Consider the following 23,445-nt stretch of genomic DNA (forward strand, 5'->3'; position numbering starts at 1 on the left):
CCCTGTGCCCGCGAGTGTCTACTGCTTGACGCACAGGCCGACCACTTGCTGCTCCGCGGGAGTCAGTGTGGCGCCCGGTGTCTGGCCCTGTGCCTCGGCCTTGCGGCGTTCTTCGTCCTTCTTGCAGGCGGAGACCTGGACGCCGAGTTCGTCGACCTTCTCGCGGGCGCCGGAGAGGCTGCCTTCGCTGATGGTGTCCTCGACGAGCTTGCGCTTGAAGGGCGGGAGGTACTTCAGTTCGATGTCGGGGCGGTCGGTCTCCACCTTGGAGAGCTCCAGCGGCCCGAGCTTCTGGCTGATGCCGCGGAAGAGCGCGACGTGTTCGCCCTTGATGCCGACGTAGTACTGGGTCTGGGTCCAGCGCCAGCCGGCGTAGAGGCCGCCGCCGATGACGCCGGCGACGATCAGCAGGGTCAGGGTGCGGGTGGCCCACTTGCGCCCTTTGCCGCGGCGCCTGCGGGGGTGGTCGTACGTGTCCTCGTAGCCGGAGTCGGGTTCGTAGGCGTCGGCTTCGCCGAAGCTGCCGTATGCGCCGCCGCCCTGGTTCTGGTCGGGGTAGCCGCCGTAGCCGGGGGCCTCGCCGCTGCCGGGGGGGCCGAAGGCGCCGGCCGGGGGCGGGACCTGGCGGCCCAGGCCGGAGGCGCGGCCGGCGGGGGTCTGCATGGCGTTGCCGCCGTCGAAGAGCTGGTGCTGGTTCTCGGCGACGGCGCCGACGACGACGGGGGTGTCGCTGACCTGGGCGGCGAGGGTGTCGCCGCTGTCGGTGTCGAGGACGTCGGCGACGATGCAGGTGATGTTGTCGGGGCCGCCGCCGCGCAGTGCGAGCTGGATGAGGGACTGCACGGTGGCGCGGGGGCCGTGATAGTCGGCGAGGGTCTCTTCCAGGGTCTGGTGGGAGACGACGCCGGACAGTCCGTCGGAGCAGATCAGGTAGCGGTCGCCGGCGCGGACCTCGCGGATGGAGAGGTCGGGTTCGACGATGTCGCCGCTGCCCAGTGCGCGCATGAGCAGCGAGCGCTGCGGGTGGGTGGTGGCTTCCTCTTCGGTGATGCGGCCCTCGTCGACGAGGCGCTGCACCCAGGTGTGGTCCTGGGTGATCTGGGTGAGGACGCCGTCGCGCAGCAGGTAGGCGCGGGAGTCGCCGACGTGGACGAGGCCGAGGCGCTGGCCGGTCCACAGGAGGGCGGTCAGGGTGGTGCCCATGCCTTCGAGCTGGGGGTCCTCCTCGACCATGGCGCGCAGCTGGTCGTTGGCGCGCTGCACTGCCGTGGCGAGGGAGGTGAGGATGTCGGAGCCCGGGACGTCGTCGTCGAGCTGCACGAGGGTGGAGATCACCTCGGAGCTGGCGACTTCGCCCGCGGCCTGGCCGCCCATGCCGTCGGCGATCGCGAGGAGACGGGGTCCGGCGTAGCCGGAGTCCTCGTTGCCCTCGCGGATCATGCCCTTGTGTGATCCGGCGGCGAACCGCAGGGACAGACTCATGCGCACCTCGCCGGTCGGCTCCGGGTACAACCGGTCTCGAGCCACACTGCCCACCCTCCGGTCGGGAGCGCGCGGGTGTCCGTGTCCTCGGTGGGACGGATCGCCGCAGCGCGCTCGCTCCGCTCGCTCATTCTCGTACTACTTCCGCAGCTCGATGACGGTCTTGCCGATGCGGATCGGGGCGCCCGGCGGAATGGGCGTCGGGGTGGTCAGCCGGGTCCGGTCGAGATACGTGCCGTTGGTGGACCCGAGATCCTCGACGATCCACTGGCCGTCCCTGTCGGGGTAGATCCTGGCATGGCGGCTGGACGCGTAGTCGTCGTCCAGCACGATCGTGGAGTCGTGGGCGCGGCCGAGCGTGATCGTCTGGCCGGCGAGGGCCACGGTGGTGCCCGTGAGGGTGCCCTCGGAGACGACGAGCTTGGTGGGCGCACCGCGGCGCTGGCGCTGCTGCGGCGGCGCGGACTGCCGGCCGGCCTGCTGCGGGGCGCCGGTGGCGCCGCCGCGGCGGGAGCCGCGCTGGGTCACTCTCGTTCCGAAGAGGTCGCTGCGGATGACCTGGACGGCCACGATGACGAACAGCCACAGAACGGCCAGGAAACCCAACCGCATGACCGTCAGGGTCAGCTCTGACATTGCCCCCGCTTCACCCTTCGGCTTGCCGGTAAATGATGGTGGTGCTGCCCACGACGATCCGCGAGCCGTCGCGGAGCGTAGCGCGGGTGGTGTGCTGCCCGTCCACCACGATGCCGTTGGTGGACCCGAGATCCTGGATCGTCGAGGGCGTTCCGGTCCGGATCTCACAGTGCCGGCGCGATACGCCGGGGTCGTCGATCCGCACGTCGGCTTCGGTGCTTCGGCCGAGTACGAGCGTGGGGCGCGAGATCTGGTGGCGGGTGCCGTTGATCTCGATCCAGTGGCGCCGGGGGGCGCCGCTGCCGGGTACGGGGGCGGGTCCGCTGGGGGCCGGTCCGCGGCGGGGGGCGCCCGGGGGCGGTCCGGCGGGCATCGGCGGGGCGGAGACCGGGGGGTAGCCGTAGCCGCCCTGGGGGCCCTGGGGTGCGGCTCCGGGCTGGGAGGTGCTGGAGGCGAGGGTGCGGCTGCGGACGCGGTACAGGCCGGTGTCGAGGTCGTCGGCCTTTTCCAGGTGGACCTTGATGGGGCCCATGAAGCTGTAGCGCTGCTGCTTGGCGTACTCGCGGACCAGGCCCGCGAGCTCGTCGCCGAGCTGCCCGGAGTAGGGGCTCAGGCGGTCGTAGTCGCCGGCGCTGAGTTCGACGATGAAGTCGTTGGGGACGACGGTCCGCTCGCGGTTCCAGATGGTGGCGTTGTTGTCGCACTCCCGCTGGAGGGCGCCGGCGATCTCCACCGGCTGGACCTCGGACTTGAAGACCTTGGCGAAGGTGCCGTTCACCAGACCTTCGAGTCGCTGCTCGAACCGCTTCAGGACTCCCATGGGGCACCTCCTCCGTCGTTGTCGCCCTGTACTGCTTACTGATCGTATCCACGCGTGGCGGATTCGGCTGGTTCCCCATCGGTCCTGTGAGGACGAGTGTTGGTCCTCACAGGGGATCGTAGGGGCGGCCCGAGGACAGTGTCCCGCACCGGGAGCGGAGTGCGGGAGGGGCTGTCCACGGCGGGCTTGGGGGGTGCGGGGAAAGCGATGTGAATCCACCCCGTCCGACGTGCTAATGTTTCGACGTCGCCAGGGGAACGGCCCGAAAGGGAAGAACCACTGGGACGCTGCTCGGGCGAGTGGCGGAACGGCAGACGCGCTGGCTTCAGGTGCCAGTGTCCTTCGGGACGTGGGGGTTCAAATCCCCCCTCGCCCACATCGACGAATGGTCGTCACCGCGAAAGCGGTGGCGGCCTTTCGTGTTTTCGCGGGGTGTGCTCCGTGCCTGGTGCCGGTTGTGGTGTGCGCTGCGTTCCCCGGCAGGTGTGATGCGGATCGCTTTCGCCGGGTCCGGCCCGCGGAGGTCGAAGTCCGGGGCCGGGCGGGCGGCTTCGGGTCGGGTTCAGGGGCGGTTCAGACCCGTTCCAGGGGCCGGAAGGGGCCCTGGGGGAGTTCCGTTTCGATCGTGTCGCCGGGGCGGACGACGCCGCCTTCCCGCACCGTGGTCATGATTCCGGCCTTGCGTACGACGTTCCCGGCTTCGTCGCGGCCGACGACCTGCTTCAGCAGGCCGTCCTGGAAGGCGTCGATCTGCAGGCAGGGGTTGCGCAGTCCGGTCACTTCCAGCACCGCCGCGTCGCCGATGCGCAGGAGGGTGCCGGTCGGCAGGCCGAGCAGGTCGATGCCGCGCGTGGTGATGTTCTCGCCGAGCTGGCCGGGCGCCACCTCGAATCCCTGGTCACCGACCTCGGTGAAGAGCTCTTCGTGGATGAGGTGGACCTGGCGCAGGTTCGGCTGGGTCGGGTCCTGTGCGACGCGGGAGCGGTGTTTGACCGTCACGCCGGCGTGTACGTCGCCTTCCACGCCGAGGCCGGTGAGCAGGGTGATGCTGTCCCGGTTCGGCTTGGTGAACGAGTATTCGCCGTTGCTGCTGACTGCCGTCACTGTCGCGTTCATTGCTGGGAGCCCCCTCCTCGGTGGTGCGGATCGTCCACGACTGTAGACGGGCGTGGACGTTCGACTTTCGTTGCGCGGGGCGCGACGAAAGGGGGCGGCGGGGCCGGGGTCCGGGTGTCTAGGGTCGGGCGCGTGGATGTCATGGCGAAGGCACGGGCGGGCTGGGACTGGTTGAAGGGGCCCGAGCCCTGGACGCGGCGGATGCTGGCGGGGGATCTGGCCATCGCCGTCGTGATGGGCGTGCTCGGCCTGGGGGTCGAGGAGCTCGACAAGGGGTCCGGGCAGCGGATGGCGGCGTCCGTGGTGGCCGTGGTGGTGTTGACCCTGCTGCGGCGGCGGCTGCCGGGGACCACGCTCGTGGTCGGTTCGGCGGCGGCGGCGGTGCTGCCCGGGGCGTTCCTGATCACGGTCCTGCTGGGCTGGTCCGCGGGGCGCCGGATCGTCGGGGTGGGCAGGGCGCTGGTCGCGTTCACGCTGGCGTTCGCGGCGGCGGTGGGTCTGAGCGTGTGGGATCAGTGGTCGCAGATGCGGCCGTTGCTGGTGCTCGTGTTCACCACGCTGGTGTTCCTGGTGATCACGCTGATGCCGGGTCTGGCCAGCCGGTACTGGTCCCAGCGCCGGACCCTGCTGCGGGCGCTGCAGGAGCGCAACGGCCAACTGCTGCGCGAGCGCGCCATGGTCGCGGGTCAGGCGCGGCTGCGCGAGCGGCAGCGGATCGCGCAGGACATGCACGACAGCCTCGGTCACCAGCTGGCGCTGATCTCGGTGCACACGGGCGCGCTGGAGGTGGATCCGAAGCTGACCGACCGCCAGCGCGAGGCGGTGGGTGTGCTGCGGCAGGCCTCGGTGGCGGCGATGCACGAGCTGCGCGAGGTCGTCGGGATCCTGCGGGACGGGGTGGAGGCGCCGCTGCCCGTGGAGGAGGCGGCGCAGCCGGCGGCGCGCGGGGTGGCCGGGATCGAGGGGGTCGTGGAGGCGGCCCGGGGCGCGGGTACCGAGGTGCGGCTGAGGAGGTCGGGGCAGCCGAGGCCGCTGGTGGCGGCTTGCGACCACGCGGCGTACAGGATCGTGCAGGAGGCGCTGACGAACGCGTACAAGCACGCTCCGGGGGCGCCGATCACGGTGGAACTGCGCTACGAGGACGACTCGCTGGTGGTGGAGATCGCCAATGGGCCGGCGCCCGGTCGGGGGGCCGGTGAGGTGGTCTCGGGCGGGCAGGGGCTGACGGGGCTGCGGGAGCGGGCGCGGCTGGTCGGCGGGATGGTGCACGCGGGCGGGACCGAGGACGGCGGGTTCCGGGTGGCGGGGGTGCTGCCCTACGGGGCGGGGCCGGCCGGGGTCGCGGAGCCGGCCGACGACTTCGGGCAGCAGGCCCAGGCGCGGGGGGTGTGGAGCCGCAAGGGTTCCAAGAGCGTGCCTCCGATGGACTGGGACGCGGTGGACCGGGAGTTGGCGGTGCGGGTGCGCAGCCGCTCCGGGAGCGTGGCCATGGGCTGCGGGATCGCGTTCGCGGCGGTGGTGCTGCTGGTGATCGTGGTCGGGATCGGGGTCGCCGTCGTACTGGGGTCGGTGAACAAGTCGATGATCGACCGGGCCGAGTTCGACGCGGTGCGGGTGGGCGAGTCCGAGGAACTGGTGCGCGGCAGGCTGCCCGAGGGTGGCAACCTGCTGACGTCGGGAATGGAGTACAAGGGGCCGCCGCGGCCGGAGGGCGCCAGTTGCCTGGTGCTGCTGTCGACGGAGCCCCAGGAGAACCTCAACAGCGACACCGTTTTCCGGTTCTGCTTCAAGGACGGCAAGCTCGTCGACAAGCAGGTCTACGAGGTCAAGCAGTAGGAGCGCGGGTGACAGCCGAAGTGATCAGAGTGGTGATCGCCGACGACGAGCCGCTGATCCGGGCCGGGATCAGGATGATCCTTACCTCGGCACCGGACATCGAGGTCGTCGCGGAGGCGGCGAACGGCCGGGAGGCGGTGGAGCTGGCCCGTTCGCACGCGCCGGACGTGGTGCTGCTGGACATCCAGATGCCCGTGATGGACGGGCTGACCGCGCTGGGGGAGCTGGTGCGGGCGGTGCCCCAGGCGCGGGCGCTGATCCTGACGACCTTCGGGGAGAAGGAGAACGTGCTGCGGGCGCTGGGCCAGGGCGGTGCGGGCTTCCTGCTGAAGGACTCGGCGCCGGGCGAGCTGATCGGCGCGGTGCGGGCGGCCGCGGCCGGGGACGCGTACCTCTCGCCGGGAGCGACCCGGCACGTGGTGGACCAGCTGGCGTCCGGGAAGGCCGCGGTGCGCGGCGAGGAGGCCCGGCGGCAGGTGGCGGAGCTGAGCGAACGGGAGCGCGGGGTGCTGGCGCTGCTGGGGGAGGGGCTGTCGAACGCGGACGCGGGCCGGCGGCTGCACATGAGCGAGGCGACCGTGAAGACGTACGTGAGCCGGATCCTGGCGAAGCTGGGGTGCGAGAACCGGGTGCAGGCGGCACTGCTGGCCAGGGACGCCGGGCTGTAGGTACGGTCAGCCCGTTCTGGCAGCGATCAATGTACGGGTGACGGGTGGGGGCGGCGCGGATGGCGGCGGTTGTCGGGCAGCGTGCGGGGCAGCGGATCCCTGGGGTGGCGGGCTTCGCGCCGCGGGTGGCGGCCGGCTCGCCGAAGGAGGAGGGCAGGGCGCTGCGCGGCCGCGTGCCGCGGTCGGCGCACGCCCGCTTCGAGGTGCCGGCCGGGCGTCCGGACGCCGTGCGCGCGGTGGAGGAGTCCAACGCGGGGCGGGTCGCCGAGCTGACGCCGATACGGGTGGGGCGGATGGCCGCGAACCCGTTCGCGTTCCTGCGCGGGGCGGCCGGGCTGATGGCGCACGACCTGTCGGGCGGCGTGGTGACCGGCATCGGCACGCAGCTGTGCGGGGACGCGCACGCGGCGAACTTCGGGCTGTACGGGGATGCGCGGGGGCGGCTCGTCATCGACCTGAACGACTTCGACGAGACGGTGTTCGGTCCGTGGGAGTGGGACGTGAAGCGGCTGGCGGCCTCGCTGGTGCTGGCCGGGCGGGTGGCCGGCGCGGACGAGGACACCTGCCGGGCGGCCGCGCTGGACGCGGTGGGCGCCTACCGGCGGACCATGCGGCTGCTGGCGAAGCTGCCGGCGCTGGACGCGTGGAACGCCATCGCGGACGAGGAGCTCGTCTCGCACACCGATGCGCGTGATCTGCTGGGCACGCTGGAGCGGGTCTCGCACAAGGCCCGTAACAACACCTCGGCCCGGTTCGCCGCCAAGTCGACGGAGATCGGGCCGGACGGCGGGCGCCGCTTCGTGGACGCGCTGCCGGTGCTGCGCCGGGTCGGGGACGAGGAGGCGGCGGCCGTGGCGGCCTCGCTGGGCCCGTACCTGAGCACGCTGCAGGGGGACCGGCTGCCGCTGCTGGCCCGGTACGCGATCCACGACGTGGCGTTCCGCGTGGTGGGGACCGGGAGCGTGGGCACCCGTTCGTACGTCGTGCTGCTGCTGGACCACCGGGGCGAGCCGCTGGTGCTGCAGGTGAAGGAGGCGCGGCCGTCGGTGCTGCTGCCGCACCTGCCGGCGGGCTTCGAGACGGGGCCGGTGCAGCACGAGGGGCGCCGGGTGGTGTCCGGGCAGAAGCGGATGCAGGTGGTGTCGGACATCATGCTGGGCTGGACCACGGTGGAGGGCCGGCCGTTCCAGGTGAGGCAGTTCCGCAACCGCAAGGGGAGCGTGGACCCGGCGGCGCTGGCCGTCGACCAGATCGACGACTACGGGCGGATGACCGGGGCCCTGCTGGCCCGGGCGCACGCGCACAGCGCCGATCCGCGGCTGCTGGCCGGCTACTGCGGGAAGAACGACGAGCTGGACGAGGCGGTGGCCGCGTTCGCGGTGGCCTACGCGGACCGCACGGAGGCCGACCACGCGGATCTGGTGGCGGCGGTGCGGAGCGGGCGGATCGCGGCGGAGCTGGGCGTCTGACGTGACCCCTCGCCGGGCGCCTTGCGGCGGGCCGGGCGGGGTGGTGGGTGCGGCGCCGCTGCGCGAGCGGCTCCGGGCCGCGCCCGGGCGCTGGATGGGGCGATGTTTCACGTGAAACATCGCCCCTTGTGGGGGGCCGTAGGCTGGCCGGGTGAGCGAGTACACCGAGCAGCCTGAGCAGACCGCCGACGAGCGGCCCGAGGCGCGGCTGGAGCGGGCCGTGCGGGCCGCCGAGCAGGCGCTGATCGAGTTCGAGATCGCGGTGGAGACCTTCCGGGTGGAGGTGGAGAACTTCTCCCGCCTGCACCACCAGAAGCTCGGCCCGATGTACACGCGGCTCGACGAGCTGGACGCGCTGATCGCCGAGGCGAAGGCGGCCCGTACCGGGGATCCCGAGGACCTGCGGCGGGCGCGGGACGCGCGTTCGCTGGTCATGCCGATGCCCGGGGTGGACGAGCTGTTCCACGACTGGATGGGCTCGGAGGGGATCTCCGACGACGCGGGTGCGATGCTCACCGACCAGCCGGTGCGGCCGCCGGAGCGGGTGCGGCCGACGGAGGAGGTACGCCGGCTCTACCGCGAGCTGGTCCGCCAGGCCCACCCGGACCTCGCCCAGGACGAGGCCGAGCGGGAGCGGCGCGACGCGTTCATCGCGCGGGTCAACGCGGCGTACGGGCGCGGCGAGGAGAAGCTGCTGCGCGAGCTGGCCGAGGAGTGGGCGGCGGGGCCCGTGCCGGAAGCGGCGGTGGTGCCGAGCGAGAGCGAGGAGCTGTACGCCCGGCTGGAGTGGCTCTCGCAGCGCAAGGAGCTGCTGGCGCTCGTCGCCAAGGAGCTGGAGGACAGTGCGATCGGGTCCATGCTGAGGATGGCCCCGGACGACCCGGACCGGCTGCTGGAGGAGATCGCGGAGCAGCTGCTCGCGCAGGTTTCCGAGCGGGAGGCGGAACTGGCCGAGGCGCTGGCCGCCGGTTGATGTGGGCCGGGGGGCGGGGCGGGTGCGGCGCCGCTGCGCGAGCGGCCCGGGCTGCGCCCGGCTTTCGGGGCTCCGCCCCGGACCCCGCGCCTCAAACGCCGGCGGGGCTGGATTTGCCCCCGGCGGGTCGGAGGGTGCCGGCGGGGCTGGATTTGGCTGCGGCGGGTGTGGATGGGGGGCTGGTGGGGCGGATAGGTTGGGGGTCGGATCTGTGATGAGAGAAGGCGACGTATGAACTTCGGACCGCTTCCCTCGGTGGACGCCGCCGCGGTGCCCTCCGAAGGCTTTGTCCTGGACGTCCGTGAGGACGATGAATGGGCGGCCGGGCACGTCGAGGGTGCGCTGCACATCCCGATGAGCGACTTCGTGGCCCGCTTCGGTGAGCTGACGGAGGCCGTCGAGGACGGCCGCCGGGTGCACGTGATGTGCCGGGTGGGCGGGCGTTCCGCGCAGGTCACCCAGTACCTGGTGCGCCAGGACATCGACGCCGTGAACGTCGACGGCGGGATGCAGGCCTGGGAACGTGCCGGGCGCCCGATGGTGACGGAGAGCGGGAACCCGGCCTTCGTCCTCTAGGCGAGGGGGTGGGCGGCCAGGAGGTCGCCCAGGGCTTCCTCGTGGGCCGCGGCCGGGCCCAGCTGGAGTTCCAGCTGCTTGGCCCACGCGTGGTAGCGGTGCAGCGGGTAGTCGGTGTCGGCGCCGAAGCCGCCGTGCAGGTGCTGGGCGGTCTGCACGACCCGGCGTACGCCCTCCGAGGCCCAGATCTTGGCGACCGCGACGTCGCCCGAGCTCGGCAGCGGGCCGCCTGCTCCGGCGGTCGCCGCGTCGAGCCGCCAGGCGGCCTGCCAGAGGGTGACCTCCATGGCGCGCAGGTCGATGTAGCGGTCCGCGGCCTGGACGGCGACGGCCTGGAAGGTGGCCACCGGGAAGCCGAACTGCTCGCGCTTGCTCGTGTATTGGCTGGTCATCGCTAGGACGCCTTCGCCGAGGCCCAGGGCCAGGGCGCAGGTTCCGGTGGCGAGGAGCTGGCGCAGCCGCTCCCAGGCGCCCGGGGTGTCGATGAGGTGCGTCGCGGCCACCCGTACGCCGTCCAGGGCGAGTTCGGCGAGCCGCTCCCCGTTGGTGGAGACCTGTTCGGCGAGCGCGAGGCCGCAGGCGGTGCGTGCGACGAGCGCGAGGACGGCTTCGCCTTCTCCGGTGTGGGCGGGTACGGCGATCCAGTCGGCGCTCTGTGCCCAGGGGACGGCGGTCTGGGTGCCCTCCAGGATCCATTCCGTGCCGTCCCGGCGGGCGAGGACGGCGAGTTCGGCCGGGTCGTGGCCGGAGCGGCCGTGCGCGGCGACGGTCAGGACGAGGGTGCCGCGCCCGGCGCCGGGCAGCAGGGCGGCGGCCAGCTCGGGGCTGCCGTGGGCCTGGACGGCCATGGCGGTGGCGCAGTGCTCCAGCAGCGGCACCCGGGCCAGTACCTTCGAGGCCTCGCGCAGCACCAGGCACAGGGCGATGGCGTCCAGGCCGGCGCCGCCGTGTTCCTCGGCGAGGACCAGGCCCAGCAGGTCGGACCCGGCGAGTTTGGCCCACAGCGGGCGGTCGAAGTCGTCGGCGACGGCCCCGGGGGTGAGCGCGGGGCTGGGCACGCCGTCGGCCGCGACGTCCGCGAACACGGCCTTCGCCGCTTCGACGGCCGCCTGCTGCTCCTCGGTGAAGGTGAAGTCCACTGCCTGTCCTCCCGTGCGCGCACCGGATCCGTTCTGTCTGACGGTGCGTCAAGATAGAACACGTTCCTGGAAATGGACAGGGCCCTGTGGCGGCGCAGGGGGCGGGTGCCCGGCGGTTCAGCGGTCGAAGTCGATCTCCACTTCCTCCGTCACCGCGTGCGACTGGCACGCCAGGACGAAGCCGGCCTCGGTCTCCTCGGATTCGAGGGCGAAGTTCCGCTCCATCGTGACCTCGCCCGTCACCAGGAACGCCCGGCACGTGCCGCAGACGCCGCCCTTGCAGGCGTAGGGGGCGTCCGCGCGGTTGCGGAGCACCGCGTCGAGGAGGGATTCGCCGTCCTGGACCGGCCAGGTGCCGGAGCGGCCGTCGAGGCGGGCGGTGACCCGCACGTGGGAGGCGGCCGTCGAAGCAGCGGTGCGGACCGGGGCCGGGGCGGTGTCCTCGACGTGGAAGATCTCCTCGTGCACCCGGGTGCGGGCGACTCCCAGCGCGGCCAGGGCCCGCTCCGCGCCCTGCACCAGCCCGTAGGGGCCGCACAGGAACCAGCCCGTCACCTCCGCGACGGGCAGCAGCGCGGGCAGCAGGCCGGCCAGGCGCTCCTCGTCGAGGCGGCCGGAGGGCAGCCCGGCTTCCTGCTCCTCGCGGGAGAGGACCGTCACCAGCTGGAAGCGGGCCGGGTAGCGGTCCTTGAGGTCGGCGACCTCCTCCAGGAACATCGTCGACGCGGCCGTGCGGTCGCTGCGGACCAGGCAGAAGCGGGCGTCGGGCCGGGCGGAGAGGACGGTCGCGGCGATCGACAGCACCGGGGTGATGCCGCTGCCGCCGACGATCGCCGCGTAGTGCCCGGCGGCCGGGGCGGTGGCCGGGTCCAGTACGAACCGGCCGGCCGGGACCATGACGTCCAGCACGTCCCCGGCGGCGATCTCCTTGTGGGCGAACGTGGAGAACTCGCCGCCCTCCACCAGCCGCACGCCGACCCGCAGCAGCTCCGGGCCCGGGCCGTCCGGCGCCGGGGCGGGGGAGCAGATCGAGTAGGTCCGCCGGATCTCCGCGGCTCCCTCGGGGGCGGCGCGGCGCAGGGTCAGGTGCTGGCCGGGGGCGTGCCGGTAGTCCTCGCGCAGTTCCTCGGGGACCCGCAGGGTCAGGGCCACCGAGTCGTCGGTGAGCCGGTCGACGTCCGCCACCGTCAGCGGGTGGAACGCGCCGTGGCGGGGTGCGGCCATCTACAGCTCCTTGAAGTGGTCGAACGGTTCGCGGCAGGCGACGCAGCGGCGCAGTGCCTTGCACGCGGTGGAGGAGAACCGGCTGAGCAGTTCGGTGTCGGTCGATCCGCAGTTCGGGCAGCGGACGGACAGGGTGAGCGGGACCGGCCCGCCGGCCGCGTGCGGCCGGGGCGGGGCGATGCCGAACTCGGCGAGCTTGCGGCGGCCCTCGGCGCTGATGTCGTCGGTGGACCAGGCGGGGGAGAGCACCGTGGTCACCCGCACCTCGGGTATGCCGTGGCCGGTGAGGGCCCGCTCGATGTCGGCGGACATGGCCTCGATGGCCGGGCAGCCGGTGTAGGTGGGGGTGAGGGTGACCTCGGCGTGGCCGTCCTCGTGCATCCGCACGCCGCGCACCACGCCGAGCTCCCCGAGGGTGAGCACGGGCAGTTCGGGGTCGGGAACGGACCCGGCCAGTTCGGCCAGCTCCGCCTCCAGGCGGGTGGTCGCGGTGCCGGTCACCATGACGCCCCCGGATGGCTGCGGTGCAGGTGCTGCATCTCGGCGAGCATCCGGCCGAACGGCTCGGTGTGCAGGCCCTGGCGGCCGGCTCCGGCCGCCCAGGCCCCGGTGCGGGGCCCTTCGGGCAGGTCGAGCCCGGCCCGCCGCAGGACGTCGCCCACGGCGGCCAGCCAGCGCTGTTCCAAGGCGGCCCAGTCCACGCCGTCGAGCCCCTCCACCGGCTGGAACATCTCGCCGGTGAACTTCCACAGCGCGGCCAGCGCGGCCCGCATGCGGTCGTGGCTCTCCCGCGTGCCGTCGCCGAGCCGCAGGGTCCACTGCTCGGCGTGGTCGCGGTGGTACGCGGTCTCCTTGACGGCCTTGGCCGCCAGCGGGGCGAACGGGCCGTCGCCGCGCGCCAGTTCCCCGTACAGCTCGTGCTGGTGGAAGGAGAAGAACAGCTGGCGGGCGATGGTGTGGGCGAAGTCCCCGTTGGGCTGCTCGACCAGCTGGAGGTTGCGGAAGGAGCGCTCCTCGCGCAGGAAGGCCAGCTCGTCCTCGTCACCGGCCATGGACAGCAGGATGCGGGCCTGGCCGAGCAGGTCGAGGGCGATGTTGGCGAGGGCGACCTCCTCCTCCAGGACCGGGGCGTGCCCGGCCCATTCGCCGAGGCGGTGGGAGAGGATCAGCGCGTCGTCACCCAGGGCGAGGGCGGCCGACATGGTGACATCGGTGCTGGTCACAGGTGGCTCACCCCCTCCGGGATGTCGTAGAAGGTGGGGTGCCGGTAGGGCTTGTCGGCGGACGCGGCGAAGAAGGGGTCCCGCTCGTCCGGGGAGGAGGCGGTTATCTCCGTGGAGGGCACGACCCAGATGGAGATGCCCTCACCGCGCCGCGTGTACAGGTCGCGGGCGTTGCGCAGGGCCATTTCCGCGTCGGGGGCGTGCAGGCTTCCCGCGTGCGTGTGCGAGAGGCCTCGCCGCGAGCGCACGAACACCTCCCACAGGGGCCAGTTCTGCGTCATACCCGTGCCTCCACGTCGTTCTGTGCGTTCTGTGCGTTCCCTGCGGCAGCGTTCGCCGCTTGCTTCTCCGCGTACGCCGCGGCCGCGTCGCGCACCCAGGCGCCCTCTTCGTGGGCCCTGCGCCGCTGGCCGAGCCGCTGCTCGTTGCAGGGGCCGTTGCCCTTGAGGACGTCCCAGAACTCGGCCCAGTCGATGGCGCCGAAGTCGTGGTGCCCGCGCTCCTCGTTCCACTTGAGGTCCGGGTCGGGCAGGGTCAGGCCCAGGGCCTCCGCCTGCGGGACGGCGATGTCCACGAACCGCTGGCGCAGCTCGTCGTTGGAGTGCCGCTTGATCCGCCAGGCCATCGACTGGGCCGAGTGCGACGACTCGTCGTCCGGCGGGCCGAACATCATCAGGGAGGGCCACCACCAGCGGTCCACCGCGTCCTGCGCCATCGCGTGCTGGGCCTCGGTGCCCTTGGACAGGGCCATGAGGAGCTCGAAGCCCTGGCGCTGGTGGAAGGACTCCTCCTTGCAGATCCGGACCATGGCGCGGGCGTACGGCCCGTAGGAGCAGCGGCAGATCGGCACCTGGTTGGTGATCGCCGCGCCGTCCACGAGCCAGCCGATGGCGCCGACGTCCGCCCAGGTCAGGGTGGGGTAGTTGAAGATCGACGAGTACTTCTGCTTGCCCGCGTGGAGCATGTCGAGCAGCTCGTCGCGGCTGGTGCCGAGCGTCTCGGCCGCGCTGTAGAGGTACAGCCCGTGGCCGGCCTCGTCCTGCACCTTGGCCATCAGGATGGCCTTGCGGCGCAGCGAGGGGGCGCGGGTGATCCAGTTCGCCTCCGGCTGCATGCCGATGATCTCGGAGTGGGCGTGCTGGGCCATCTGGCGGACCAAGGTCGCGCGGTACTTCTCGGGCATCCAGTCGCGCGGTTCCACGCGCTCCTCCGCCGCCACGGCCGCGTCGAACGCCGCCGCGAGCTGTGCGCTCATGTCCGGATCTGTCTCCGGGGTCACTGCCACCATCCCGGCCCCTTGGTAAGAGTCTGCCGTCCGCCCGACCGACCGATCGTTCGGTTCATCCTCTTCAATGGTGAGACGGCGGCCCGTAGGGTGTCAACCTCTGTGGTCAACCCTGTGGACGCCGGAGGATCGGGGCGGGATGGATTCCTACGAGGACGAGCGCGGCGGAGGGGCCGCCGAACCGCCCGTTTCGTCGGCCGTTCCACCGCCGCCGCGGGTGCCGGGTATCGCCGGACTGGCCACCCCGTACCGGGTCGTGGCCGCCCTGGCCCTGGGGGCCGTGGCCGCGGCCGCCTGCGCGCACCTCGCGCTCGTCTTCCTGCACGTCGCCCCGTCCAACACGGTGAGCAAGCAGCACGCGAAGACGGTCGACGACTGGATCTACCCCGAGTTCGAACAGAACTGGAAGCTCTTCGCGCCCAACCCGCTCCAGCAGAACATCGCCGTGGAGGTACGCGCCCAGGTGCGCACCGCCGCCGGCGAGCTGGTCACCACCGACTGGCGCGACCTGAGCGCCGAGGACGCCGCGGCCATCCGGCACAGCCTGCTGCCGAGCCACACCGAGCAGAACGAGCTCCGCAGGGCCTGGGACTTCTTCACCGGCTCCCACGACGACGACAACAACCCGAACGGGGAGCGCGGCGAGCTGTCCGAGCAGTACCTGCGGCGGATCGCGGTGGCCCGGCTGACCCCGGAGCACGTGGAGCGCGCGGGCGGACGCCTGCTGCAGATCCAGCTGCGCTCGGCGACGACGGCGGTGGCCGCGCCGAAGTGGAGCGACGAGAACACCGACACCCAGACGTACTACCGGGAGCTGCCGTGGTGGACCGTGTGAGAGCCGGTCTGGCGAGGGGGCTCGCGCAGGTCACGGGGCGGGCGCTGGGCCCGTACCAGAGCGCCGTGGTGCGCATCGGCTTCGCCGGGACGTGGCTCTTCTTCCTGCTGCGGGAGTTCCCGAACCGCGGCGAGCTGTACGGGCCGGACGGGCCGTGGAGCTGGGAGCTCGCCGAGCGGCTGACGGACTCCAACGGGGCCTTCAGCGTGCTGATGTGGTCCGACTCGGCCGTGTGGTTCGAGATCGTCTACGCGGTCGCCGTGCTGGCGAGCGTCGGGCTGCTGCTGGGCTGGCGGACCAGGGCCACGTCCGTGGTGTTCATGATCGGGGTGCTGTCCCTGCAGAACCGCAGCGTCTTCATGGGCGACGGCGGGGACAACGTCATCCACCTGATGGCGATCTACCTGGTGCTGACCCGCTGCGCGCAGGTGTGGTCGCTGGACGCGCGCAGGGCCGCCGGGCGGGGGTCGGCCTCGGCCGGCGCCGCAGGGCCGGTGCTGTGGGGCGTGCTGGGGGTGCTGTACGCGTACGGGACGGTGACCTGGCGGTTCAGCGCGGGCTGGGTGGCGGCGTTCGCGGCGCTGTGGGTGGTGTGCGGGCTGTGGTGGCTGGTGGACCGCTACGAGCCGGAGGGGGAGGGGCGGGCCGTCCTGGACGTCCTGGCCAACCTGCTGCACAACGCGGGGATGCTGGTGATCATGGCGGAGGTCTGCCTGATCTACGCCACGGCGGGCTGGTACAAGATCCAGGGCTCGCGGTGGCAGGACGGGACGGCCTTGTACTACCCGCTGGGGCTGGACTACTTCACGCCGTGGCCGGGGCTGTCGGGGGTGCTGGCGGGCAGCGGGACGCTGGTGCTGCTGCTGACGTACGGGACGGTGGCGGTGCAGGTCGCGTTCCCGTTCACGCTGTTCAACCGGCGGATCAAGAACGTGCTGCTCGGGGTGATGATGCTGGAGCATGCGGGGATCGCGGTGCTGTTGGGGCTGCCGTTCTTCTCCTTGGCGATGATCGCCGCCGATGCGGTGTTCTTGCCGACGGGGTTCTTGGTGTGGGCGGGGGCGCGGGTGGCCGTGGTGCGGTTCGGGCGGCGGCGGGTTGCCGCGGAGGCGGAGCCGGCGCTTGCTCCTGCGGAGCCGGCCCCGAGCGCGATCGGCGGCTGAGCCCCTGCCCGGACCCCGGTCCTCAAACGCCGGACGGGCTGAAGCACCTGGGGCTCCGCCCCAGACCCCGCGCCTCAAACGCCGGCGAGGCTGGATTTCGCTGAGGAGCGGGGTCCGGGGCGGAGCCGCGGGGAACGGTGGAAGGGCGGGTAGGGGACGGCCCCGCGCAGCGGTGTGGCTGGGGGCGGACCTTAGGGTCGGGGTATGAGTGATGCGCAGGGGACCCGGGAGATCGTGCGGGAGTGGCAGGAGGCAGCCGGGGACGGCGGGCTCGTGCTGCTCGACGGGTTCCACGCGTTGAAGCACGCCCTGCGGTTCGGGGCCGACGTGCGGATGGCCGTCGCCGATGAGCCGGAGGCCGTACGGGGGCTGGCGGCAGCGCTGGCTCCCGATGTCGAGGCGGACGTGGCCCGGCTCGTGCGGCAGGCTCCGCTCAAGGGGCTGCTGCCCCGTGTGCACCCCACCGGGGTCGCCGCGCTCGCCCGGCGGCCCGACCGGGCGGCGGGCATCGCCGGGCTGGGCCGGATGCCCAGGTCCGCGCCCGTCGTCGTGCTCGACAACCCCCGCAACCTCGGCAACGTCGGCGCCGTCGTCCGGCTCGCCGCCGGCTTCGGTGCCACCGGCGTGGTGACCCGGGGCGACCTCGACCCCTGGCACCCGAACGTGGTCCGGGCCGGCGCCGGGCTGCACTACGCCACCATCGTGGAGCGGCTCGAACTGGACGAACTGCCGCCCGGGCCGCTCTACGCGCTCGACCCGGAGGGTGAGGACATCCGCGCCCTCACCCTCCCAGACGACGCCCTGCTCGCCTTCGGCTCGGAACGCCACGGCATCTCGCCCGAGCTGCGCGCCCGCGCCGATCACCTGGTGTCCCTGCCGATGCGGCCGCAGGTGTCCAGCTACAACCTGGCGACCAGCGTTGCCATGGCGCTGTTCCACTGGGGTGGGCCCCGCCAGGATTAGGCCTGGCGGCGGACCTCCACCACGCGGAAGCGGTTCGAGACGAACGCGCCGTCGCAGAGCGCCGCGTTGGCCGCCGGGTTGCCGCCCGAGCCGTGGAAGTCCGAGAAGGCCGCCGTCTGGTTGACGAAGACCCCGCCGGTCAGGTTCAGGGAGAGCTGCGCGGACTCCTCCAGGCAGACCTCCTCGATGGCGCGCTCGGTGTCCGCGGAGGTCGTGTAGGCGCCGACCGTCATCGCGCCCTTCTCGCGGACCGTGCGGCGCAGGAGCTCCAGGGCGTCCGTGGTGGAGTCGACCGCCACCGCGAAGGAGACGGGGCCGAAGCACTCCGAGAGGTACGGGGCCTCCGGGTCCGGCTTGCCGGCGTCCAGCTTGACCATCACCGGGGTGCGGACCACCGCGTCCGGGAACTCGGGGTTCACGATCTCGCGGGAGGGCAGCGCGACCTCGCCGAGGGCGGCGGCCGCCTCCAGGCGGGCCTTGACGTCCGGGTTGACCAGGGCGCCGAGCAGCGCGTTGGCCCGGGCGTCGTCGCCCAGCAGGCCGCCGACGGAGGCCGCGAGGTCGGCGACGACCTCGTCGTACGTCTTGTGGCCCGCTTCGGTGTCGATGCCGTCGCGCGGGATCAGCAGGTTCTGCGGGGTGGTGCACATCTGGCCGCTGTAGAGGGAGAGCGAGAAGGCCAGGTTGGACAGCATGCCCTTGTAGTTGTCGGTGGAGTCGATGAGGACGGTGTTGACGCCCGCCTTCTCCGTGTAGACCTGCGCCTGGCGGGCGTTGGCCTCCAGCCAGTCCCCGAACTCCGTCGAGCCGGTGTAGTCGATCAGCTTGATCTCGGGGCGGACGGCCAGGGTCTTGGCGATGCCCTCGCCCGGGCGCTCCACCGCGAGGGCGACCAGGTTCGGGTCGAAGCCGGTCTCGGCGAGCACCTCGCGGGCCGCCTTGACCGTGAGGGCGAGCGGGAGGATCGCGCGGGGGTGCGGCTTGACCAGCACCGGGTTGCCCGTGGCCAGCGAGGCGAACAGGCCCGGGTAGCCGTTCCACGTCGGGAAGGTGTTGCAGCCGATCATCAGGGAGATGCCGCGCGGGACCGCGGTGAAGGTCTTGCCGAGCTCCAGCGGCTCCTTCTTGCCCTGCGGCTTCGACCAGTCGGCCTGCCCGGGGACCCGGGTCTGCTCCTCGTACGCGTAGGCCACGGCCTCCAGGCCGCGGTCCTGCGCGTGGGGGCCGCCCGCCTGGAACGCCATCATGAAGGCCTGGCCGGTGGTGTGCATGACCGCGTGCGCGAACTCGTGGGTGCGGGCGGAGATCCGCGCGAGGATCTCGATGCAGACCAGGGCGCGCGCCTCGGGGCCGGCGTCGCGCCAGGCGCCCATGCCGGCCTTCATCGCGGGCAGCAGTACGTCCATGTCCGCGTGCGGGTACTCCACGCCGAGCTGGGGGCCGTACGGGGAGACCTCGCCGCCCGTCCAGCCGTCGGTGCCGGGCTGGTCCAGCTCGAACCGGGTGCCGCTGAGGGCCTGGAAGGCCGCGAGGCCGTCGGCGGGGGCGGTCTCGCCGTACGCCTTGGGGTGCTCGGGGTGCGGGGACCAGTAGGCGCGGCTGCGGATCGCGGACAGGGCCTGGTCCAGGGTGGGCCGGTGCCTGTCGGAGAGCGCGGACAGCTGGGGGACGGTGAGCTCGGCGGCCATCAGGGACCAACTCCTCGTTGAGCCGGGCGAAGGAGAGCAGACTGGAGTTAGAGTAACCGAACGATCGGTCGGGACAAGAGGGCCCGGCGGACCTGTGGATAAGTCGGTGCGGGAGGATCAGGACATGACAGCAATCGAGCGGTCCCGCACAGTGGCGGTCATCGGCGCGGGAACCATGGGTCAGGGCATCGCCCAGGTCGCCCTTCTCGCAGGTCACCGCGTGCTGATCTACGACATCGACGCCGCGCTCGCCGCCGACGGGGTCTCCTTCGTGCAGGACCGCGTCGAGCGGATGGCCGCCAAGGGCCGTCTCGATCGCGCCGAGGCCGAGGACGCGATCGGCCGAATCGATTCGGCCGCCGCCCTCGCCGAGCTCGCCGGCGCCGCCCTCGTCATCGAGGCGGTCGTCGAGAACGTCGAGGTCAAGCGCGCACTGTTCAAGGCCCTCGAAGAGGTGGTTTCGCCGGACGCGCTGCTGGCCACCAACACCTCCTCCCTCTCCGTCACCGAGCTCGCCGCCGGTCTCGCGCACCCCGGCCGCTTCCTCGGCCTGCACTTCTTCAACCCGGCCCCGCTGCTCCCGCTCGTCGAGGTGGTCAGCGGTTTCGCGACCGACGCGGCCGCCGCCGACCGCGCGTACCGCACCGTCCTCGGCTGGGGGAAGACCCCGGTCCGCTGCGCCGACACCCCCGGCTTCATCGTCAACCGGATCGCCCGCCCCTTCTATGCCGAGGCCTTCGCGGTGTACGAGGAGCGGGGCGCCGACCCGGCCACCATCGACGCCGTGCTCCGCGAGAGCGGCGGCTTCAAGATGGGCCCGTTCCAGCTGACCGACCTGATCGGCCAGGACGTCAACGAGGCCGTGACCCGCTCGGTGTGGGAGTCCTTCTTCCGCAGCCCCAAGTTCACCCCGTCCCTCGCGCAGCGCCGGCTGGTCCAGTCGGGCCGGCTCGGGCGCAAGTCGGGGCACGGCTGGTACCCGTACGGCCCGGACGCCGTCGCCCCGCTGCCGCACACCGCCGGCCCCGAGGACGCCCCGGAGAAGGTCACCGTCGTCGGTGACCTGGGCCCCGCGGCGCAGCTGACCGAGCTCCTGGAGGAGGCCGGGGTCGCGGTGACGGCCACCGGGCCCGGAGGCCCGTACATCCAGCTGCCCGGCGAGGGCCAGCTGGTCCTCGCGGACGGCAAGACCTCGGTGGAGTTCGCGGACGTCGTCTACTTCGACCTCGCGCTCGACTACCGCTCCGCCACCCGGATCGCGCTGTCCGCCAGCGCGGACACCAGCGAGCGGACCCTCGCCGAGGCGATCGGCCTCTTCCAGAAGCTCGGCAAGCAGGTCTCCGTCATCGGCGACGTCCCCGGCATGATCGTCGCCCGGACCGTCGCGATGCTGATCGACCTGACGGCCGACGCGGTCGCGCGCGGCGTCGCCTCCGCCGAGGACATCGACACGGCGATGCGGCTCGGGGTCAACTACCCGGTGGGCCCGGCCGAATGGCACGACCGGCTGGGCCGGGACTGGGCGTACGACCTGCTGCACCACCTGGACGAGCGCTGTCCCGGCGGCCGGTACGCGCCCTCGCTCGCGCTGTTCAAGCTCGGGTACGAGGCGGGCGAGGACGACGACGCCACGGCGGACGATACGGGGGAGACGGAATGACGACGGCCAAGCGGGACACCTACACGCCCGAGACGCTGCTGTCCGTCGCCGTCCAGGTGTTCAACGAGCGGGGCTACGACGGCACCTCGATGGAGCACCTCTCCAAGGCCGCCGGCATCTCCAAGTCCTCGATCTACCACCACGTCGCGGGCAAGGAGGAGCTGCTGCGCCGGGCCGTCAGCCGCGCCCTCGACGGCCTGTTCGCGATCCTGGAGGAGCCGGGCGCCGTACGGGGCCGCGCGGTCGAGCGCGTCGAGTACGTCACGCGCCGCACGGTCGAGGTCCTGGTCTCGGAGCTGCCGTACGTGACGCTGCTGCTGCGCGTGCGCGGCAACACCCGCACCGAGCGGTGGGCGCTGGAGCGCCGCCGCGAGTTCGACCACCAGGTGGCGGACCTGCTCAAGGCCGCCGCGGCCGACGGCGACCTGCGGGCGGACGTGGACATCCGCCTCGCCACCCGGCTGCTGTTCGGCATGGTCAACTCCCTGGTCGAGTGGTACCGCCCGCACCCGGGCACGAGCCACGCCCAGCTCGCCGACGCGGTGGTCCACATGGCCTTGGACGGGCTGCGGGTCGCCCGCTAAACGGGGGGCGCCGGGGTGGGGCGGCGTGTGAGCACGCCGCATGAGCACCTTCCTGGGTGGCCGGGGCCGGGGCCGAACTGGAGGCCCGGGGCGGGATCGTGCTGCGGCGAGCAGGACGCGGCTGCCGGTGACCCTGACGGACGTCGACTGGCCCGGCGGCGACCCCGTCTGGCCGCCGCCCGGCTACGGCCCCCGGACACCCCCTAGTCCTCCGAGATCGTCGGGTTGGCCGGCCGGTCCGGGGTGGAGTCCAGGAGGTCCGTTTCCTCGAAGACCAGGAGGGTGCGGGTCGAGAGCACCTCGGGGATGGACTGCAGGCGGGTCAGGACCAGCTCGCGCAGGGTCCGGTTGTCCGGGGTGTGGACGAGGAGCAGGACGTCGAAGTCTCCGCTGACCAGGGCGATGTGGGCGGCGCCCGGGAGTTCGCGGAGCTTCTCGCGGACCGTGCGCCAGGAGTTCTGGACGATCTTCAGGGTGATGTAGGCGGAGGCGCCCTGGCCTGCCCTTTCGTGGTTCACGCGGGCCGCGAACCCGCGGATCACGCCGTCGTCGATGAGCCGGTTGATCCGGGCGTAGGCGTTCGCGCGCGAGACGTGCACCTGTTCCGCCACGGACCGTATCGACGCGCGGCCGTCCGCTTGGAGCAGTCTGATGATCGACCGGTCGATCGGATCCAGCGGCCGGGGTGCCGCGGGCGCGGCGGGTGGTGCCGGCGGGGTCCCGGGGACGCCTCCTGGTGGGACCGGTGCGGAGCCCGCTCCGGCCATTTGTTCATCCGGCATTGCCCGATGCCTCCCTCTCCTGGACGTCCTGCGTCCATCCCAGAGCCCCGGCGCCCGTTTGTCCACAGCCTGGAGCCGCCTGTAGCCAAATTGCGCGGACAACCGAACAATCGGTAGGTGAGGCGCCTCACACCCGAGCCGTCGCCCTGCCCGCTTCCCACGAGGAGGTGTACGCCGCCATGACGGTCCAAGAGCTGCCCGGTGCCGGTGCGTCCCACCGTTCCACCCCGCCGCCCGCCTGGAGGCCCCGTACGGACGCTGCTCCGCTGCTGCCCGACGCCGAGCCCTACCGGGTCCTGGGCACCGAGGCGGCCGACCGTCTCGACCCCGCGCTGATGCGCCGCTGCTACGCCGAACTGGTGCGCGGCCGTCGCTACAACGCGCAGGCCACCGCGCTGACCAAGCAGGGGCGGCTCGCCGTCTACCCCTCCACGGTGGGCCAGGAGGCCTGTGAGATCGCGGCCGCGCTGGTCCTGGAGGAGCAGGACTGGCTCTTCCCGAGCTACCGCGACACCCTGGCGGCCGTGGCGCGCGGACTGGACCCCGTACAGGCCCTGACCCTGCTGCGCGGCGACTGGCACACCGGCTACGACCCCCGCGAGCACCGGATAGCCCCGCTGTCCACCCCGCTCGCCACCCAGCTGCCGCACGCGGTGGGCCTGGCGCACGCCGCCCGGCTGCGCGGGGACGACGTCGTCGCCCTGGCGATGGTCGGCGACGGCGGCACCAGCGAGGGCGACTTCCACGAGGCGCTGAACTTCGCCGCCGTCTGGCAGGCCCCGGTGGTCTTCCTCGTGCAGAACAACGGCTTCGCGATATCCGTCCCGCTCGCCAAGCAGAGCGCCGCCCCGACGCTGGCCCACAAGGCCGTCGGCTACGGCATGCCCGGCCGGCTGGTCGACGGCAACGACATCGCGGCGATGCACGAGGTGCTGACCGAGGCGGTCCGGCGGGCCCGGGCCGGCGGCGGTCCGACCCTGATCGAGGCCGTCACGTACCGGATGGAGGCCCACACGAACGCCGACGACGCGACCCGCTACCGGGGTGACGCCGAGGTCGAGGCCTGGAAGGCGCACGACCCGGTCGAGCTGCTCGAGCGCGAGCTGACCGCGCGCGGGATCCTGGACGAGGCGGGCGTGCAGGAGGCGCGCGAGGACGCCGAGCGGATGGCGGCGGCCCTGCGCGAGGGGATGAACGCGGACCCCGTGCTGAACCCGATGGACCTGTTCGAAAACGTCTACGCGGAGCAGACCGGCCTGCTGCGCGAGCAGGCGGCCATGCTGCGAGCCGAGCTGGAAGCCGGGGACCAGGAGTGACGACGGT

General features: G+C 72.6%; 23 protein-coding genes and 1 tRNA gene. 12 read left to right on the top strand and 12 right to left on the bottom strand.

Annotated features, from left to right (window positions below; all coding sequences use genetic code 11):
- Positions 1–18: 18 nt before the first annotated feature.
- The 3 genes from AB0O21_RS00625 to AB0O21_RS00635 form a co-directional block, all read right to left on the bottom strand.
- The gene (locus tag AB0O21_RS00625) at positions 19–1,482 is read right to left on the bottom strand and encodes a PP2C family serine/threonine-protein phosphatase (protein WP_365164443.1); all 1,464 of its coding nucleotides are present in this window, start codon (positions 1,480–1,482) and stop codon (positions 19–21) included.
- A 138-nt stretch (positions 1,483–1,620) separates the two neighbouring features.
- A complete protein-coding gene (locus tag AB0O21_RS00630; RefSeq protein WP_365164445.1) occupies positions 1,621–2,118 on the bottom strand; it encodes an FHA domain-containing protein in 498 nt (165 codons plus the stop codon).
- A gap of 10 nt (positions 2,119–2,128) precedes the next feature.
- Complete coding sequence (locus AB0O21_RS00635) at positions 2,129–2,938, bottom strand: DUF3662 and FHA domain-containing protein (RefSeq protein ID WP_365164447.1); 810 nt, start codon at positions 2,936–2,938, stop codon at positions 2,129–2,131.
- A 293-nt stretch (positions 2,939–3,231) separates the two neighbouring features.
- On the opposite strand from AB0O21_RS00635, the gene AB0O21_RS00640 reads away from it, so the two are divergent.
- A tRNA-Leu gene (locus AB0O21_RS00640) sits at positions 3,232–3,314 on the top strand.
- Between the two features lie 197 nt (positions 3,315–3,511).
- Here the strand turns inward: AB0O21_RS00640 and AB0O21_RS00645 are convergent.
- On the bottom strand, positions 3,512–4,054 hold the full coding sequence (locus AB0O21_RS00645) for an MOSC domain-containing protein (protein ID WP_365164449.1): 543 nt from the start codon (positions 4,052–4,054) through the stop codon (positions 3,512–3,514).
- A gap of 141 nt (positions 4,055–4,195) precedes the next feature.
- Here AB0O21_RS00645 and AB0O21_RS00650 point away from each other — a divergent pair, with 141 nt between their 5' ends.
- From AB0O21_RS00650 to AB0O21_RS00670, 5 genes are all read left to right on the top strand, one after another.
- The gene (locus AB0O21_RS00650; RefSeq protein ID WP_365165399.1) at positions 4,196–5,890 is read left to right on the top strand and encodes a histidine kinase; all 1,695 of its coding nucleotides are present in this window, start codon (positions 4,196–4,198) and stop codon (positions 5,888–5,890) included.
- 8 nt (positions 5,891–5,898) lie between these two features.
- Positions 5,899–6,558, top strand: a complete 660-nt coding sequence (locus tag AB0O21_RS00655; RefSeq protein WP_365164452.1) for a response regulator transcription factor — start codon at positions 5,899–5,901, stop codon at positions 6,556–6,558.
- A 59-nt stretch (positions 6,559–6,617) separates the two neighbouring features.
- Entirely contained in the window at positions 6,618–8,027 is a 1,410-nt protein-coding gene (locus AB0O21_RS00660) for a DUF2252 domain-containing protein (protein WP_365164454.1), read from the top strand.
- A gap of 151 nt (positions 8,028–8,178) precedes the next feature.
- Complete coding sequence (locus AB0O21_RS00665) at positions 8,179–9,000, top strand: J domain-containing protein (RefSeq protein ID WP_365164456.1); 822 nt, start codon at positions 8,179–8,181, stop codon at positions 8,998–9,000.
- Positions 9,001–9,231: 231 nt separating this feature from the next.
- A complete protein-coding gene (locus AB0O21_RS00670) occupies positions 9,232–9,576 on the top strand; it encodes a rhodanese-like domain-containing protein (RefSeq protein ID WP_365164459.1) in 345 nt (114 codons plus the stop codon).
- Here AB0O21_RS00670 and AB0O21_RS00675 read toward each other — a convergent pair.
- From AB0O21_RS00675 to paaA, 6 genes are all read right to left on the bottom strand, one after another.
- Positions 9,573–10,715 (bottom strand): acyl-CoA dehydrogenase family protein, encoded by a 1,143-nt coding sequence (locus tag AB0O21_RS00675; protein ID WP_365164461.1) that lies wholly within the window; start codon positions 10,713–10,715, stop codon positions 9,573–9,575. The two genes, AB0O21_RS00670 and AB0O21_RS00675, sit on opposite strands and share 4 nt — an antisense overlap.
- 117 nt (positions 10,716–10,832) lie before the next feature.
- The gene (locus AB0O21_RS00680) at positions 10,833–11,939 is read right to left on the bottom strand and encodes a 2Fe-2S iron-sulfur cluster-binding protein (RefSeq protein ID WP_365164463.1); all 1,107 of its coding nucleotides are present in this window, start codon (positions 11,937–11,939) and stop codon (positions 10,833–10,835) included.
- On the bottom strand, positions 11,940–12,443 hold the full coding sequence (gene paaD, locus AB0O21_RS00685) for a 1,2-phenylacetyl-CoA epoxidase subunit PaaD (protein WP_365164465.1): 504 nt from the start codon (positions 12,441–12,443) through the stop codon (positions 11,940–11,942). It lies immediately after the preceding gene.
- Positions 12,437–13,141 (bottom strand): 1,2-phenylacetyl-CoA epoxidase subunit PaaC, encoded by a 705-nt coding sequence (gene paaC / locus AB0O21_RS00690; protein WP_365165401.1) that lies wholly within the window; start codon positions 13,139–13,141, stop codon positions 12,437–12,439. Before paaC ends, paaD begins: the two co-directional genes overlap by 7 nt.
- 17 nt (positions 13,142–13,158) lie before the next feature.
- Positions 13,159–13,443, bottom strand: coding sequence for a 1,2-phenylacetyl-CoA epoxidase subunit PaaB (gene paaB / locus AB0O21_RS00695; RefSeq protein ID WP_365164467.1), 285 nt, complete (start codon positions 13,441–13,443; stop codon positions 13,159–13,161).
- Positions 13,440–14,450: a 1,2-phenylacetyl-CoA epoxidase subunit PaaA gene (gene paaA / locus AB0O21_RS00700; protein ID WP_365164469.1), complete on the bottom strand. Its 1,011-nt coding sequence runs from the start codon at positions 14,448–14,450 to the stop codon at positions 13,440–13,442. Before paaA ends, paaB begins: the two co-directional genes overlap by 4 nt.
- Before the next feature lie 136 nt (positions 14,451–14,586).
- Between paaA and AB0O21_RS00705 the strand changes: the two genes are divergently transcribed.
- From AB0O21_RS00705 to AB0O21_RS00715, 3 genes are all read left to right on the top strand, one after another.
- A complete protein-coding gene (locus AB0O21_RS00705; RefSeq protein ID WP_365164472.1) occupies positions 14,587–15,282 on the top strand; it encodes a DUF5819 family protein in 696 nt (231 codons plus the stop codon).
- A complete protein-coding gene (locus AB0O21_RS00710) occupies positions 15,279–16,445 on the top strand; it encodes an HTTM domain-containing protein (protein ID WP_365165403.1) in 1,167 nt (388 codons plus the stop codon). The genes AB0O21_RS00705 and AB0O21_RS00710 overlap by 4 nt, the downstream gene beginning before the upstream one ends.
- A gap of 204 nt (positions 16,446–16,649) precedes the next feature.
- The gene (locus AB0O21_RS00715; protein WP_365164474.1) at positions 16,650–17,408 is read left to right on the top strand and encodes a TrmH family RNA methyltransferase; all 759 of its coding nucleotides are present in this window, start codon (positions 16,650–16,652) and stop codon (positions 17,406–17,408) included.
- On the opposite strand, the gene paaN is transcribed toward AB0O21_RS00715, so the two are convergent.
- Positions 17,405–19,096 carry a phenylacetic acid degradation protein PaaN gene (paaN, locus tag AB0O21_RS00720; RefSeq protein WP_365164477.1) on the bottom strand — a complete coding sequence of 564 codons (1,692 nt, stop codon included), beginning with the start codon at positions 19,094–19,096 and terminating at the stop codon, positions 17,405–17,407. The genes AB0O21_RS00715 and paaN overlap by 4 nt on opposite strands.
- A 124-nt stretch (positions 19,097–19,220) precedes the next feature.
- Between paaN and AB0O21_RS00725 the strand changes: the two genes are divergently transcribed.
- Together AB0O21_RS00725 and AB0O21_RS00730 are read left to right on the top strand one after the other, a co-directional pair.
- The gene (locus AB0O21_RS00725) at positions 19,221–20,756 is read left to right on the top strand and encodes a 3-hydroxyacyl-CoA dehydrogenase (RefSeq protein WP_365164480.1); all 1,536 of its coding nucleotides are present in this window, start codon (positions 19,221–19,223) and stop codon (positions 20,754–20,756) included.
- Entirely contained in the window at positions 20,753–21,340 is a 588-nt protein-coding gene (locus AB0O21_RS00730; RefSeq protein ID WP_365164483.1) for a TetR/AcrR family transcriptional regulator, read from the top strand. The genes AB0O21_RS00725 and AB0O21_RS00730 overlap by 4 nt, the downstream gene beginning before the upstream one ends.
- A gap of 203 nt (positions 21,341–21,543) precedes the next feature.
- On the opposite strand, the gene AB0O21_RS00735 is transcribed toward AB0O21_RS00730, so the two are convergent.
- Positions 21,544–22,122 carry an Lrp/AsnC family transcriptional regulator gene (locus AB0O21_RS00735; protein WP_365164485.1) on the bottom strand — a complete coding sequence of 193 codons (579 nt, stop codon included), beginning with the start codon at positions 22,120–22,122 and terminating at the stop codon, positions 21,544–21,546.
- 179 nt (positions 22,123–22,301) lie between these two features.
- On the opposite strand from AB0O21_RS00735, the gene pdhA reads away from it, so the two are divergent.
- On the top strand, positions 22,302–23,438 hold the full coding sequence (pdhA, locus tag AB0O21_RS00740; protein ID WP_365164487.1) for a pyruvate dehydrogenase (acetyl-transferring) E1 component subunit alpha: 1,137 nt from the start codon (positions 22,302–22,304) through the stop codon (positions 23,436–23,438).
- Positions 23,439–23,445: the final 7 nt, after the last annotated feature.

The organism is Streptomyces sp. NPDC091371 (assembly GCF_040684275.1).
GTDB lineage: Bacteria > Actinomycetota > Actinomycetes > Streptomycetales > Streptomycetaceae > Streptomyces.

Coding starts and splice junctions, on each gene's coding strand:
- AB0O21_RS00625 (WP_365164443.1), bottom strand. CDS start 1,482: ATGAGTCTGTCCCTGCGGTTCGCCGCCGGATCACACAAGGGCATGATC.
- AB0O21_RS00630 (WP_365164445.1), bottom strand. CDS start 2,118: ATGTCAGAGCTGACCCTGACGGTCATGCGGTTGGGTTTCCTGGCCGTT.
- AB0O21_RS00635 (WP_365164447.1), bottom strand. CDS start 2,938: ATGGGAGTCCTGAAGCGGTTCGAGCAGCGACTCGAAGGTCTGGTGAAC.
- AB0O21_RS00645 (WP_365164449.1), bottom strand. CDS start 4,054: ATGAACGCGACAGTGACGGCAGTCAGCAGCAACGGCGAATACTCGTTC.
- AB0O21_RS00650 (WP_365165399.1), top strand. CDS start 4,196: ATGGCGAAGGCACGGGCGGGCTGGGACTGGTTGAAGGGGCCCGAGCCC.
- AB0O21_RS00660 (WP_365164454.1), top strand. CDS start 6,618: ATGGCGGCGGTTGTCGGGCAGCGTGCGGGGCAGCGGATCCCTGGGGTG.
- AB0O21_RS00670 (WP_365164459.1), top strand. CDS start 9,232: ATGAACTTCGGACCGCTTCCCTCGGTGGACGCCGCCGCGGTGCCCTCC.
- AB0O21_RS00680 (WP_365164463.1), bottom strand. CDS start 11,939: ATGGCCGCACCCCGCCACGGCGCGTTCCACCCGCTGACGGTGGCGGAC.
- paaD (WP_365164465.1), bottom strand. CDS start 12,443: ATGGTGACCGGCACCGCGACCACCCGCCTGGAGGCGGAGCTGGCCGAA.
- paaC (WP_365165401.1), bottom strand. CDS start 13,141: ATGTCGGCCGCCCTCGCCCTGGGTGACGACGCGCTGATCCTCTCCCAC.
- paaB (WP_365164467.1), bottom strand. CDS start 13,443: ATGACGCAGAACTGGCCCCTGTGGGAGGTGTTCGTGCGCTCGCGGCGA.
- paaA (WP_365164469.1), bottom strand. CDS start 14,450: ATGGTGGCAGTGACCCCGGAGACAGATCCGGACATGAGCGCACAGCTC.
- AB0O21_RS00705 (WP_365164472.1), top strand. CDS start 14,587: ATGGATTCCTACGAGGACGAGCGCGGCGGAGGGGCCGCCGAACCGCCC.
- AB0O21_RS00715 (WP_365164474.1), top strand. CDS start 16,650: ATGAGTGATGCGCAGGGGACCCGGGAGATCGTGCGGGAGTGGCAGGAG.
- paaN (WP_365164477.1), bottom strand. CDS start 19,096: ATGGCCGCCGAGCTCACCGTCCCCCAGCTGTCCGCGCTCTCCGACAGG.
- AB0O21_RS00725 (WP_365164480.1), top strand. CDS start 19,221: ATGACAGCAATCGAGCGGTCCCGCACAGTGGCGGTCATCGGCGCGGGA.
- AB0O21_RS00730 (WP_365164483.1), top strand. CDS start 20,753: ATGACGACGGCCAAGCGGGACACCTACACGCCCGAGACGCTGCTGTCC.
- AB0O21_RS00735 (WP_365164485.1), bottom strand. CDS start 22,122: ATGCCGGATGAACAAATGGCCGGAGCGGGCTCCGCACCGGTCCCACCA.
- pdhA (WP_365164487.1), top strand. CDS start 22,302: ATGACGGTCCAAGAGCTGCCCGGTGCCGGTGCGTCCCACCGTTCCACC.